The organism is Pseudomonas sp. HLG18, from assembly GCF_051903985.1.
In the GTDB taxonomy this organism is placed as follows: domain Bacteria; phylum Pseudomonadota; class Gammaproteobacteria; order Pseudomonadales; family Pseudomonadaceae; genus Aquipseudomonas; species Aquipseudomonas fluorescens_BT.
In genome coordinates, this window is sequence record NZ_CP195831.1 from 1974282 (window position 1) to 1987373 (window position 13092).

The 13092-nt window shown below is 60.0% G+C and carries 10 protein-coding genes; 4 read left to right on the forward strand and 6 right to left on the reverse strand.

Annotated elements, in window-relative coordinates; all coding sequences use genetic code 11:
• Window positions 1-35 precede the first annotated feature (35 nt).
• From ACSPX5_RS09095 to ACSPX5_RS09105, 3 genes are read left to right on the forward strand one after another with little or no spacing between them, the layout of a single operon-like run.
• Complete coding sequence (locus ACSPX5_RS09095) at window positions 36-2171, forward strand: FUSC family protein (protein WP_439821498.1); 2136 nt, start codon at window positions 36-38, stop codon at window positions 2169-2171.
• The gene (locus ACSPX5_RS09100; protein WP_207864329.1) at window positions 2161-2361 is read left to right on the forward strand and encodes a DUF1656 domain-containing protein; all 201 of its coding nucleotides are present in this window, start codon (window positions 2161-2163) and stop codon (window positions 2359-2361) included. Before ACSPX5_RS09095 ends, ACSPX5_RS09100 begins: the two co-directional genes overlap by 11 nt.
• A gap of 4 nt (window positions 2362-2365) precedes the next feature.
• Window positions 2366-3346 carry a biotin/lipoyl-binding protein gene (locus ACSPX5_RS09105; RefSeq protein WP_169430357.1) on the forward strand — a complete coding sequence of 327 codons (981 nt, stop codon included), beginning with the start codon at window positions 2366-2368 and terminating at the stop codon, window positions 3344-3346.
• Between the two features lie 58 nt (window positions 3347-3404).
• On the opposite strand, the gene ACSPX5_RS09110 is transcribed toward ACSPX5_RS09105, so the two are convergent.
• From ACSPX5_RS09110 to ACSPX5_RS09130, 5 genes are all read right to left on the reverse strand, one after another.
• Complete coding sequence (locus tag ACSPX5_RS09110) at window positions 3405-4826, reverse strand: efflux transporter outer membrane subunit (protein ID WP_169430358.1); 1422 nt, start codon at window positions 4824-4826, stop codon at window positions 3405-3407.
• Window positions 4823-8014, reverse strand: coding sequence for an efflux RND transporter permease subunit (locus tag ACSPX5_RS09115; RefSeq protein ID WP_207864327.1), 3192 nt, complete (start codon window positions 8012-8014; stop codon window positions 4823-4825). Before ACSPX5_RS09115 ends, ACSPX5_RS09110 begins: the two co-directional genes overlap by 4 nt.
• 15 nt (window positions 8015-8029) lie before the next feature.
• The gene (gene mexE / locus ACSPX5_RS09120; RefSeq protein WP_207864325.1) at window positions 8030-9283 is read right to left on the reverse strand and encodes a multidrug efflux RND transporter periplasmic adaptor subunit MexE; all 1254 of its coding nucleotides are present in this window, start codon (window positions 9281-9283) and stop codon (window positions 8030-8032) included.
• A gap of 270 nt (window positions 9284-9553) precedes the next feature.
• The gene (locus ACSPX5_RS09125; protein ID WP_169430361.1) at window positions 9554-10006 is read right to left on the reverse strand and encodes a DUF805 domain-containing protein; all 453 of its coding nucleotides are present in this window, start codon (window positions 10004-10006) and stop codon (window positions 9554-9556) included.
• 16 nt (window positions 10007-10022) lie between these two features.
• Window positions 10023-10370 (reverse strand): DUF4190 domain-containing protein, encoded by a 348-nt coding sequence (locus tag ACSPX5_RS09130; protein ID WP_439821499.1) that lies wholly within the window; start codon window positions 10368-10370, stop codon window positions 10023-10025.
• 326 nt (window positions 10371-10696) lie between these two features.
• Here ACSPX5_RS09130 and ACSPX5_RS09135 point away from each other — a divergent pair, with 326 nt between their 5' ends.
• Window positions 10697-11863 (forward strand): sugar transporter, encoded by a 1167-nt coding sequence (locus ACSPX5_RS09135; protein ID WP_207864323.1) that lies wholly within the window; start codon window positions 10697-10699, stop codon window positions 11861-11863.
• A 68-nt stretch (window positions 11864-11931) separates the two neighbouring features.
• Here ACSPX5_RS09135 and ACSPX5_RS09140 read toward each other — a convergent pair whose 3' ends face one another.
• Window positions 11932-12846 carry a LysR family transcriptional regulator gene (locus ACSPX5_RS09140; RefSeq protein WP_085709803.1) on the reverse strand — a complete coding sequence of 305 codons (915 nt, stop codon included), beginning with the start codon at window positions 12844-12846 and terminating at the stop codon, window positions 11932-11934.
• Between the last annotated feature and the right edge of the window lie 246 nt (window positions 12847-13092).

Here is a 13092-nt window from a genome sequence, read left to right on the forward strand (position 1 = left end):
CTACGATTGATGAAGTTCCTTCGATGAGCGTGTCCATGCAAGCCCTGTTCGGTTACTTCAAGGCAGTGATCCATCCTGGTCTGACGGTGTTGCTGTTCGCCCTGCGCACCATTGCGGCGGGGTTGCTGACCCTGTACCTGGCGTTTCTGTTCGATCTGGATCAGCCCAAGTGGTCGATCATGGCTGTAGTCATCATCAGCCAGCCGCTGGCCGGGATGGCATTGGCCCGCAGTTTCGGGCAAGTCATCGGCACCACCCTCGGCGCGGCGGTGGCGGTATTGATCATGGCGATCTTTCCCCAGGCGCCGTTGCCGTTCATTACAACCCTCGCGTTGTGGCTGGCCCTGTGCACGGCCGGCGGCACGCTGTTGCGTTACACCAGTTCACAGGCTTTTGTGCTGAGTGGCTATACCGCCGTGGTGGTGGCGCTGCTGGCGATCCCGGATCAGGACGGTACATTCCTGCTGGCGGTCACGAGGGTGACCGAAACGCTGCTGGCCGTGGCCTGCGTGTGTATCGTCAGCTTGCTGACGGCCCGTCCGGAGGCGGTTTCGCGCAACTACTTCGCGAAAGTCGATCAGGTGATCAAACTGGTCGCTACACATGCCGCTGCGGTGATCCGCACTGAAGAAAGCGAAGCCGAATTCCAGCGCCGGCAAATGCAGTTGCTCGGAGAAATCAGCGCACTGGAGGGCCTGCGGCGACACCTGTATTTCGATGCCCCACGCTTGCGCAGCGCCAACAATCTGGTGCTGCTGCTGGGCAATCAACTGATGTTGCTGACCTCACGTCTGACCGCCCTGCGTCATCAACGCCAGTTGCTCACCGAGCGATGGGAGGGCGACTTGCCGTTGGAGGTTCAGCGATTGCGCGCCGATGAGCTGGCGTTTCTCGATGAACTGGCCCGATACGGGCGTTCATTGCCGGAAGAAACAAGACATCGGTTGGTTATTCTGCAGCAGCAGTTCGAGGAACTGGCCTACAGGGCCGAACAGCAGACGGAAGAAATGAGTGCGACCCTGCGCTCGCTGGCCTGGGCATTGCGTTGGGAGCAGGCGCGGCTGTTGCAGCAGATCGAGCAGATTCTCGAACTGAGCGAAGCCATACAGGAGGGGCGGGAGGCCAGTTGCATGTTTCGTGGCCAAGCCAGCCCGTTGCATCTGGATTTCACTCTGGCAACCATGAATGCCATTCGTGCCTTCAGCGCCTTGTTGATTGCCGGGTTGATCTGGATCGAAACAGCCTGGGATGGCGCACGTGGCGGAATGATTCTGGTCGGGATTCTGTGTTCGCTGATGGCGACGTTCCCGCGCCCCTTGATAGCCGCGCAGAGTTACGCCCGCGGACTGGGTCTGGCATTGGTGGTTTCGGCGCTGTACCAGTTCATGCTGGTGCCGGCGGTCAGCGACTTTGAATGGCTGGCCTTGCTGCTTGCGCCGCTGCTGTATGTGATTGCGGTCGGGCTGGCCAGTCCGGCCACCGCAGGTATCGGAATGGGGCTGGGTTTGTCGAGTTTCCTGATGCTCGGGCCGCAGAACGTTGGTACCGGTCAGAACACCGCCATTCAATGGTTCGAGTTTGCTGGCGCTTACGTCAGTGCGGCGATGCTGGCCCTGATCGTCTATGCGTGGATCTTTCCGTTCCGCCCGGTGCTTCGAATCCGTCGCTTCTACAACGAAGCACGGGAACAGGTGTATCAATTCACCCAATCGCCCGTCACCGACGAGCAGCAGTTCGCTTTTGAAAGCCGTATGGTCGATCGTCTGACGACCATGTTGGGGCTATTACCCGCAGCCAATGATCCGGACATGCAGAGACGTTATGAAATCAGCCTCGCCTGCGTGGCACTCGGCGTTGCGATTCACCAACTGAGGCAGCAGATGCAGAACAACGCTTTGCTTTCGGAGGCCTTCGGTCAACGACTGACGGCAGCCTTGCGCCAGACCGGGCGGTTCGTCGCCGGTCGGGCGGACACGGACCTGAAACCCTTGTTGACGACGCTGCATGCACTGGGCGACGAACTGGATGATCTGCATGCCGCGACCCATGAACATCTGTGGTCTGTGTTCCGCATGCGGGTGGCGTTGCTGATCGTCGTGTCGTTTCTTGAGCGCCATGGCGAGTATCTGCAACACAACGCCCCTGAAGGAGAACCGAGCCTTGCCCATTGATTTCGAGATCGGTGGGGTTTACCTGCCACCAATCGCCCAAGCGCTGATCCTCGCCGTACCGGTCTTTCTATTGCTGGACTGGGTATTGCGTCGCCTCGGCGTGCTGCGTCTGGTCTGGCACGAAGCGTTGTTCGAAGGCGCGCTGTACGCCTGCGTTTGTGCCACTTTGATTCTGCTGATGGGAGCCTGATGCCTTGAAGACGTTGCTCACCCGATTGACTACATTGGCAGTGGTGCTGCTGGCCATCGTGCTCGGCTGGTTCGCCTGGGAGCATTACACCCGGGCTCCCTGGACGCGGGATGCGCGGGTGAGGGCAGATGTGGTGACACTGTCGGCGGATGTTTCGGGTCGCATCGTCAGTCTGGCGGTGCAGGACAACCAGCACGTTGAAAAGGGGCAACTGCTGCTCGAGATCGATCCGGCCCGCTACAGTCTGGCGGTTGAACATGCCAGGCGTTCGGTCGAGGTGGCCAAGGCCACCCTGGGTCAGTCCCGGGCGTCCATCGTGGCCAGCGAGGCCTTGCTCAAACAGCGCGAGAGTGAGGAACGACGCAGACGCACACTCAAACAGGGCTTTGCGATTTCCGGTGAAGAGTGGGAAAAGTCCAGCACCGATGTGGCTGTGGCCCAGGCTGACCTGCTGCGTAACCAGGCCAATCTGGGATTGGCTGAGGCCAACGTGCAATTGGCGATTGCGGCACTGACCCAGGCGGAACTGGATTTGCAGCGTACCCGTGTCGAATCGCCGGTCAGCGGCTACGTCACCAACCTGTTGACCCGGCAGGGCGACTACGCGGTGGCCGGCGGCGCATTGCTGGCACTGGTGGACAGCGACTCGTTCTACGTCAGTGGTTACTTCGAAGAGACCAAATTGCCACGGATCGAGGAGGGTGACAGGGTTCGGATCGAATTGATGAGTGGAGAGAAATTCGGCGGCACCGTACAAAGCATCGCATTCGCCATCGCCGACCGGGAGAACGCGCCGGGCAGTCGATTGCTGGCCAACATCAACCCCAGCTACACCTGGGTGAAACTGGCACAACGGGTACCGGTGCGCATCGGCATCGACTCCGACTATGCGGGCAAGGACCGGCTCAGGGCAGGCACTACAGCCACCGTCACCGTTCTGGAAAACCACGAAAGACGGGTACAAAAAAGCCCCGCGACCGAATGATACGCGGGGCAAAAAATTGGTTGGTTGCGGCCAACCAAAGGAGCTCTTTAAAAACCTGTTACTTGCTGGCGACCGTTTCCGGTTGCCAGCCGCCACCGAGGGCCTTGTAGATCGCGACGATGCCGCGGTACAGATCGACTTCGGCCTGGGCCTGGCTGTCTTCGGCGTTCAGGCGCTCACGCTGGGCGTCGAGCAGCACGAGGAAATCCGTGGTGCCTTCGCGATAGCGGATTTCAGCCAGATCGGCAGCCTTGCGACTTGATTCGCTCTGGCGGATCAGCGAGATCAGGCGTTGCTGACGTTTGCCGTAATCGCTGAAGGCATTCTCCGACTCTTCCAGGGCCAGCAGCACTTGTTGCTCGTAGGTCGCCAGTGCGCCTTCGGCATCGGCATCGGCGCCGCGCAGGCGGGCCCGCACGCTGCCAAGGTCGAACGCTGCCCAAGTGATGCTCGGGCCCAGTGCCCAGGCGTTGGCCGCCGAGGAACCGATCTGCGAGCCACGCCCGGCGGTCCAACCCAGGAAACCGCTGAGGCTGACACGAGGAAACAGGTCGGCCTTGGCCACACCGATACGTGCCGTGGCCGAAGCCAGTTTGCGTTCGGCGCTGAGGATGTCCGGACGACGTTGCAGCAGCTCGCCCGGATCACCGATCGGCAATGCCTTGGCGATGGCTGGCAAGTCTTTCGGGCTCAGGTCGACGGTCAGCTTGTCCGGACGTTCACCCAGCAGGGTGGCGATGCGGTTCTTCTGCCGAACCTGCTCCGCCTGCAATTGCGGCACGCTGGCTTCGACCGAGGCCAGACGGGCATCGGCACGCTCGACATCAAGCTGATCGCCCACGCCGGCGTCACGCAGGCTGATGGTGATCTTGCGCGACTCCTGCTGGTTTTCCAGGTTGGCCACGGCGATCTTTTCTCGCAGTTGTGCACCGCGCAGTTGACCGTAAGCGTCCACCAGTTCGGCAATCATGGTGACTTGCAGTTGGTACAGATCCGCTTCGGCAGCCTGCTGATCGGCTTCACTGGCTTCCAGGTTGCGCTGGATGCGGCCAAACAGATCGACCTCCCAGGCCATGTCCAGACCCAGGTCGTAGCGTTCGCTGTTGACCCGCTTGGTGGTCTGGCCGGGAATCTGCCCCTTGGCCAGATCGCTGCTGGCGCGGCTGGTGATGGTCGGCATCGCGTCATTGCTGACGTCGTCACGGATCGCCCGGGCGGCTTTCCAGCGGGCGAACGCCACGCGCAATTGACGGTTGCCTTGCAGCGATTGAGTCACCAACTGGTTGAGGGTCGGATCGTCGAACTGCTGCCACCAGATGCCTTCGAACTTCGAACGGTCAAAGTTCTTCTGGCCGGCGGCGCCGTCGGTGGCGGCCGTGATGTTGGCCGCCTCCGTGGCTGGGGTCTTGTAGTCGGGGCCGACTGCGCAGGCACTCAGGGCCAGCACCAGCAGGCTCGGCAGGAAGACTTTCAGACTCATTGGTGCGCCTCCAGTGGCTTTTGAAGATTCTGCGCCTTGGCCGCTTTGCGGGCTTCACCGCGCTCCACGAAGTTGCGGATCAGTACATAGAACACCGGCGTCAGCAGCAGACCGAAGAAGGTCACCCCGAGCATCCCGGAGAACACCGCCACACCCATGGCGTGACGCATCTCGGCACCGGCACCGCTGGAGAACACCAGTGGCACCACACCCATGATGAACGCGAACGAGGTCATCAGGATCGGCCGCAGACGCAGACGGCAGGCTTCCAGTACAGCGGCCAGCGGGTCGAGACCTTCCTGCTGTTTGTCCTTGGCGAATTCGACGATCAGAATCGCGTTCTTACAGGCCAGACCCACCAATACGATCAAACCGATCTGGGTGAAGATGTTGTTGTCACCGCCAGAAATGATCACCCCCGTGATGGCCGACAGCAGGGTCATCGGCACGATCAGGATCACCGCCAGTGGCAGGCTCCAGCTTTCGTATTGAGCGGCGAGCACCAGGAACGCCAGCAGTACACAGAGCGGGAACACGAACAACGCAGTGTTGCCGGACAGAATCTGCTGGTAGGTCAGATCGGTCCACTCGTACGTCATGCCGTTCGGAAGTTCATCCTTGAGCAATTTCTCGATGGCTTTTTCGGCCTGGCCGGAGCTGTAGCCGGGTGCTGCGGCACCGTTGATTTCAGCGGTGATGAAGCCGTTGTAGTGCATCACGCGATCCGGGCCCGAGGTGTCGCTGACCTTGATGAAGGTCGCCAGCGGGATCATTTCGCCTTTGTTATTGCGTACTTTCAGCTGGCCGATCTGGTCGGATTCGAGGCGGAACTGCTGTTCGGCCTGAACGTTGACCTGATAGGTACGCCCGAAGCGGTTGAAGTCGTTGGCATACAGCGAACCCAGGTAGATCTGCAGGGTGTCGAAGATGTCGCTGACGGCCACGCCGTGGGTCTTGGCTTTTTCGCGGTCGATGGCAGCATCGACCTGCGGCACGTTCACGGTGTAGCTGGTGAACAGGTTGGCCAGTTCCGGAACGTTATGGCTCTTGGCAATGATGTTCATGGTTTCCTTGTACAGCTCTTCGTAGCCCAGGTTGCCCCGGTCTTCGATTTGCAGGCGGAAACCACCGATGGTGCCCAGACCTTGTACTGGTGGCGGCGGGAAGATCGCCATGTAGGCTTCCTGGATCCCGGCGTACTGGCCGTTCAAGGCACCGGCAATCGCACCGGCGGACATGCTCGGGTCTTTACGCTCGTCGAACGGTTTGAGGGTCACGAACACGATGCCGGCGTTCGGGCTGTTGGTGAAGCCGTTGATCGACAGGCCCGGGAACGCTACGGCGCTTTCCACGCCCGGCTGTTTCAGTGCCAGGTCGGACATGCGTTTGATCACGTCTTCGGTGCGGTCCAGGCTCGCGGCGTCCGGCAGTTGTGCGAAGGCCACCAGGTATTGCTTGTCCTGGCCGGGTACGAAGCCGGTTGGGGTGCTGGAGAACCCGAAGAAGGTCAGCACCATCAGGCCTGCGTACAGGAAGAGGGCGATGCCGCTGCCACGGATAACCCGGCGCACGGTTCCGACGTAGCCATGACTGGCACGGTCGAAGAAACGGTTGAATGGACGGAACAGCCAGCCACCGAAAATCTTGTCCAGCACTCGCGAGAAGCGGTCTTTCGGCGCGTCGTGACCTTTGAGCAACACAGCGGCCAGCGCTGGCGACAGGGTCAGCGAGTTGAAGGCCGAGATCACGGTCGAGATCGCAATGGTCAACGCGAACTGCTTGTAGAACTGGCCGGTCAGACCCGAGATGAATGCCGCCGGTACGAACACCGCACACAGTACCAGCGCCGTGGCAATGATCGGGCCCGTTACTTCACCCATGGCCTTTTTGGTTGCATCGAAGGGGTTGAGCCCCAGTTCAATGTTCCGCTCGACGTTCTCCACCACCACGATGGCGTCGTCCACCACGATACCGATCGCCAGTACCAGGCCGAACAGCGACAGTGCGTTGAGCGAGAAGCCGAACAGGTGCATCACCGCAAACGTACCGATCAACGATACCGGCACCGCCACCAACGGAATGATCGAGGCGCGCCAGGTCTGCAGGAACAGGATCACCACCAGAACCACGAGGATCAGTGCTTCGAAGAGGGTGTGAACCACCGCCTCGATGGAGCCGCGCACGAAGATCGTCGGGTCATAGACGATGCTGTAGTCCATGCCTTGCGGGAAGCTTTTCTTCAGTTCTTCCATCTTGCCGCGAACTTCGTTCGAGATTTCGATGGCGTTGGACCCCGGGCGCTGGAAGATCGGGATCGCTACGGCTGGCTGGTTGTTCAGCAACGAGCGCAGGGCGTACTGGCTGGAACCCAGTTCGACGCGGGCGATATCCTTCAGGCGAGTGATTTCACCGTTGTCGCCTGCGCGAATGATGATGTTCTCGAACTCTTCCTCGGAGACCAGACGGCCCTGAGTGTTGACCGACAGCTGGAAGCTTTGCGCAGTTGGCGCAGGAGGGGCGCCCAGTTGGCCGGCGGCCACCTGACGGTTCTGCTCACGAATGGCGGTCACTACATCAGTGGCAGTCAGATTGCGCGAGGCGGTCTTGTTCGGATCCAGCCATACACGCAGCGAGTAGTCGCCCATACCGAACAGCTGCACGTCACCGACTCCACCGAGGCGAGCGAGCTCATCCTTGATATTGAGGATCGCGTAGTTGGACAGGTACAGCATGTCGTAGCGTTTGTCCGGCGAGGTCAAGTGCACAACCATGGTCAGGTCGGGCGAGGCCTTGTCGACGGTGATACCGATGCGCGTCACTTCTTCCGGAAGCTTCGGTTCGGTCCGGGTCACGCGGTTCTGCACCTGCACCTGCGCGTTGTCCAGGTCGGTACCCAGGGCGAAGGTGATGGTCAGGGTGATCTTGCCGTCAGCGGTGGATTGCGAGGACATGTACAGCATGTTCTCGACCCCGGTGATGGCCTGCTCCAGCGGAGCCGCCACGGTTTCACCGATGACTTTTGGGTTGGCGCCCGGGAAGTTGGCACGTACCACCACGGTGGGCGGCACGACTTCCGGGTATTCGCTGATCGGCAACTGGAACAGCGAAATCGCACCGGCAATCAGGATCAACAGCGACAGCACCGCTGCGAAGATCGGCCGTGAAATGAAGAATTGGGAAAAATTCATCGGAGTTGTCGTCCCTTAACCGCGTGGGGTCGCAGCAGCCAGTTTCACAACCGAACCCGGCGCGCCTTTGGCTGGTGCGACTTTGGGCAGGTTGCTGGCTTCCAGCGCTTGTCGTTGTTGAGCGAGAGCGGCAATGGTTTGCTCGCTGGCCATCGGAATCACTTCAGGCGAAACCGGGGAGCCTGGGCGAACCCGTTGCAGACCCTTGACGATGATCGTGTCGTCCTTGTTCAGGCCGCTGCGCACGATACGCAGGCCTTCGATCTTCGGACCGAGTTCGACGGCGCGGTAGGCGGTCTTGTTGTCGCCATCCATCACCAGCACAAACTTCTTGCCGAGGTCGGTACCGACCGCTTCGTCGTTGATCAGCATGGCGTTGTAGGTGCCGCTGCCGACCAGTTTCAGACGCGCATACAGGCCCGGGGTATAGGTGCCGTCGCTGTTGTCGAAGACGGCGCGACCACGGATGGTGCCGGTTTTCGGGTTGACCTGGTTGTCGACGAAGTTCATCTGGCCCAGGTGCGGGTTGCCGTCTTCGTTGGACAGGCCCATGTACACCGGGGTGGTTGCACCGCGCTGACCCTGACGGGCGAGTTGGGTGTATTTGAGGAACACACGCTCGTCGGCGTCGAAGTAGGCGTAGACCTTGTCAGTGGAAACCACGCTGGTCAGCGGGGTGGTGTCGGCGGTCACCAGGTTACCGGCGGTGATCTCGGCACGGCTGACACGGCCACTGATCGGTGCGGTTACACGGGTGAAGCTCAGGTTCAGTTTGGCCAGATCCAGTTGCGCTTGAAGGGCGCCGACAGCGGCACGTGCTTCTTGTGCAGCGCTGGTGCGCGAGTCGGCCAGTTCGGCGGAAATCGCGTTGCTGGCACGCAGGCGTTCGCCACGGCCAGCTTCGTTTTCACTGCGGGTGGCGTTGGCGCGGGCCTGGGCGACCAGCGCTTCAAGACGGCGAACCTCAGCCTGGAACGGACGCGGGTCGATCTGGAACAACAGGTCGCCTTTCTTCACCAGTGCACCTTCGGTGAAGGCGACTTCGTCGATCTGGCCGGAGACCCGTGGACGGATTTCAACGGTTTCCGGCGCCTCGAGGCGCCCGGTGAATTCGTCCCACTCGTTGACGGGTTGTTCCAGCACCTTGGCCACGCTGACTTTGGCAGCAGGCATGGCGGCGGCGGTTTCTGGAGTCTTGCCGCAGGCGCTCATCACCATCACGGCCAACAGAGCCAACGGGAAGCGCAAATGTTTGAGTGATTGTTCCATGGATGCATCCGCCAATGTATTGAAGATGGGCGGATGATGCTCGGCAGGTAGATAGCAAACGAATCGAATGACACGAAGGTAACTATCATTCGGAATGATATAAGGCCGAGCGAAGCCCTCTAGCATGCACCTTTCGTTAGGGGGCTATCAATATGGCCGATGACAAATCTGTGTTGCGCGACCTGCAAGGATGAGATCGACAGGCATTCTTTGCGGCAGATGCAAAGAGACGGCCATGGAGGCCGTCTCGATCAGCGTGTAGCGGGTGACTCAGTTGATGCCTTTGCGGTTCGGCCCGAAACGGTTCGGACCTGGCTGGCTGTCCTGCACCAGAAACACCAGGTTGACGATCGGCAACAGCAACCACCAGCCACTGCGGTCGGTGTCGTGCATGCGGCGTGCACCGACCGCGATGCTTGGCAGCAACATCGCCAGGCTGTACAGGTTGTAAAGGACGCCCTTGGTATTGAGGATTGCATCGAGAACACCGATGACAATGCAGATACCCATGTTGATCAGGATGAACATCCAGTACTCGCGACGGGTGGCGCGCCCCTTGAACTCGGCGTAGTTCTTCAACGCTTCCATGTAGGGGTTGCCCGTCGTGATGGCGGGGCCGCTTGCAAAGGACTGTTGGGTCGCCTGAGGCGCTCCGCACTGTGGGCAAGCCACGGCCAGGCTGCTAATTTCCTTGGCGCAACCGCGGCAGAAAACCATGCTCATATTTTTTTCCCTAAAATTATTCAATCGATAGGCAGGACAAAACGAACGCGGTAAGGCCTGACAAAACAATGCCGGCAATCGCGAGGTTTCTTCCTGGATGTTTTTGGTTGATGCAGACGATGCCGCAAAGGAGACCAGCAATGCTGAGAACTCCCACACCGACAATCGCGTCTCTGTCCCATTCGGAATCATCGAACAAAGTGAGTGCGCTGATAATTCCGATGATCAATGAAACGATGGCGAGCCAGGGAGCTTCGGCTTGAGTTTGCGGCACCGAGGCCTGCTGGGGAGCCCCGCATTGGGGGCAGGTGAGCGCCGATTCGTGAAGCTCCTTGGCGCAAGCACGACAATAGACCATTGCCATCGTTTTCCTTAACTGAGTGCGTATACCCGAACTGCCATGTATCGGGGCGGCGACACGTTAAACTTTATTGCCGAATTTGTCATTAGGCACTTTGCCAGCACTCACGATGTGCACCGAAATGACGAGCTTGCGAGGGGCGTCCGGATCACCAGCTCCGACCGATAACGCGCATTGCAGAAAGAACAGCGAGGCGCTCGCGCCAAGAGTTTCGCCCCCAACGGACAAGTCGCCGTTTCTTTATAGTAAAGTCGCCATCGAACCACCTGTCGTCTGAGGCTTTCCGGCAATTGGTGTACGCAAAACCGACAGATGGGCACGACTTTCAAATGAGCAATTCTACGACGACCACCAGCGGCAATTGGTATGCGGTCATTGCGCTGGCACTGGCTGCGTTCGTCTTCAACACCACCGAGTTTGTTCCTGTCGGTCTGTTGAGTTCGATTGGCAGCAGTTTCGACATGACATCGGCTCAGGTCGGCCTGATGTTGACCATTTATGCATGGGTGGTGTCGCTGACGTCACTGCCGATCATGCTGCTGACGCGCAATGTCGAGCGGCGCAAGCTGTTGATCGTACTGTTCGGGATATTCATCCTCAGTCACATCCTGTCGAGTCTGGCGACCAGCTTCGCTGTCCTGCTGGTAAGTCGGATTGGCGTGGCGTTGTCGCATGCGCTGTTCTGGTCCATCACCGCTTCACTGGCTGTGCGCCTGGCGCCGCCGGGCAAGCAGGTTCAAGCGTTGGGCCTGCTGGCAACCGGCACTTCACTGGCGATGGTGCTCGGCATTCCCCTTGGCCGGATATTGGGCGAGGCGATGGGCTGGCGAACCACTTTTATCGTGATCGCAGTGCTGGCCGCTACGCTGGTGTTCTGGCTGGCCAGGGTCTTGCCGTTGCTGCCGAGCCAGAACTCAGGCTCGCTCAAAAGTCTGCCCATTTTATTGAAGCGACCTGCGCTCATGGCGATCTACGTCCTGACGGCCATGGTCGTGACGGCGCATTTCACCGCCTACAGCTACATCGAACCTTTCGTGCAGGTCGTGGCGGGCATGAGTGGCGAGACAGTCACGCTGATCCTGCTGTTATTCGGCGGCGCGGGTATTTTCGGGTCCCTGCTGTTCAGCTGGCTGCACCGCTACAGCCCGCCGCGTTTTCTGATCGTCGCCGTTTCGTTGCTTGCGTTGTGCCTGGTGCTGCTGTTGCCTTTGAGCGGTAGCGTTTCGTACCTGTGCGCACTGAGCGTGTTCTGGGGAATGGCAATCATGGGATTCGGCCTGGCGCTGCAGTCCAGGGTCCTGGTGCTGGCGCCCGACGCGACCGATGTGGCGATGGCGCTGTTTTCAGGGATCTACAACATCGGTATTGGTGGCGGGGCCCTGATGGGGAGCTGGGTGGGCAGCCAGCTCGGCTTTGCTTATGTGGGGATCGTGGGTGGCACGCTGGCGGCGCTGGCGCTGTTGATCTACTGTCTGTCGGTCAATCGCGTGGCTTGATCCGGGGCTTGTGTTTGAGTTTTTGAACCGCTTTGCTGACGACAACAAAGCGGTTTCGGAAAGGTTTCTCAGAGACTGTCCGGATCACCGAAAAACATCTGAATCCGCGACCTCAACCACCGCTCCCCCGGATCGTTATCCTGCGACCCGCGCCAGGCCATATGCAGTTCGAACGTGCGCGTCGGCAACGGCGGATCTTCCGCCCGAACGCCACCCGCAGACGTCAGCGCATCAGCCGTGTAATCCGGCACGGTCGCGACGATATCGGTTCCGGCCAGCAACGTGCTCAAGCCATTGAACTGCGGTACGGCCAGTACCACGTGGCGTTTGCGTCCGAGTTTTTCCAACTCCTCATCAATAAAGCCACTGAGGTCGCCGGCGAACGACACCAGCGCATGGGGGCGGGCGCAGTAGTCGTCCAGGCTCAGCGGCCCGGGTACGGTGTCGGCGCGCAGCAGTTTTGGCTGGCTGCGGCGCAAGACCTTGCGTTTGGCGTTGGCCGGAAGGTCGGTGGTGTAGCTGACGCCGATGGAGATTTCGCCGGAGGCGAGCAGGCCAGGCATCAGGATGTAGTTGACGCGTCGCACCACCAGCACGATGCCCGGCGCCTCGGCGCGCAGGCGCTTGAGCAGCATGGGCAGCAACGCGAATTCGACGTCGTCCGACAGGCCGATGCGGAAAACCGACGTGCTGGTGGCCGGGTCGAATTCGGCCGCGCGGCTCACGGCAGTCGAAATCGAATCCAGGGCCGGGGAGAGCAGGGCAAAGATTTCCACCGCCCGAGCGGATGGTTCCATGCTGCGCCCGGTGCGTACAAACAGCGGATCATCGAACAGACCACGCAGGCGCGAGAGCGCCGCGCTGATCGCCGGCTGGCCGAGAAACAGTTTTTCCGCAGCGCGGGTCACGCTGCGTTCGTGCATCAGTGTTTCGAATACGATCAACAGGTTCAGGTCGACACGACGCAGGTCATTACGATTCATCTGGAGTCCTGGCAGAGTCATCAAGCTTGACGAGGGCAGCCATATGAGAACAATGGCCGGCATGAATCTTACGGGGAAAGGCTGGTAGTCTGCACCGGGTAATTCAGCTTTACTGAGAAGGCAGTGGCAGTTTTTTCATGGATTTTCTCAATGCTGGCCATACTGCGGAATCAATGACAGGCATGTCGACTATTAATAGCCACTGATGGTCTTGGCTGGAAAGCCCAGATAGAGTTCAGGGCATTA

Excerpts from the sequence above, each read along its gene's own strand:
- ACSPX5_RS09095 (WP_439821498.1), top strand. The coding sequence starts at position 36 with ATGCAAGCCCTGTTCGGTTACTTCAAGGCAGTGATCCATCCTGGTCTG.
- ACSPX5_RS09110 (WP_169430358.1), bottom strand. The coding sequence starts at position 4,826 with ATGAGTCTGAAAGTCTTCCTGCCGAGCCTGCTGGTGCTGGCCCTGAGT.
- ACSPX5_RS09115 (WP_207864327.1), bottom strand. The coding sequence starts at position 8,014 with ATGAATTTTTCCCAATTCTTCATTTCACGGCCGATCTTCGCAGCGGTG.
- mexE (WP_207864325.1), bottom strand. The coding sequence starts at position 9,283 with ATGGAACAATCACTCAAACATTTGCGCTTCCCGTTGGCTCTGTTGGCC.
- ACSPX5_RS09125 (WP_169430361.1), bottom strand. The coding sequence starts at position 10,006 with ATGAGCATGGTTTTCTGCCGCGGTTGCGCCAAGGAAATTAGCAGCCTG.
- ACSPX5_RS09130 (WP_439821499.1), bottom strand. The coding sequence starts at position 10,370 with ATGGCAATGGTCTATTGTCGTGCTTGCGCCAAGGAGCTTCACGAATCG.
- ACSPX5_RS09135 (WP_207864323.1), top strand. The coding sequence starts at position 10,697 with ATGAGCAATTCTACGACGACCACCAGCGGCAATTGGTATGCGGTCATT.
- ACSPX5_RS09140 (WP_085709803.1), bottom strand. The coding sequence starts at position 12,846 with ATGAATCGTAATGACCTGCGTCGTGTCGACCTGAACCTGTTGATCGTA.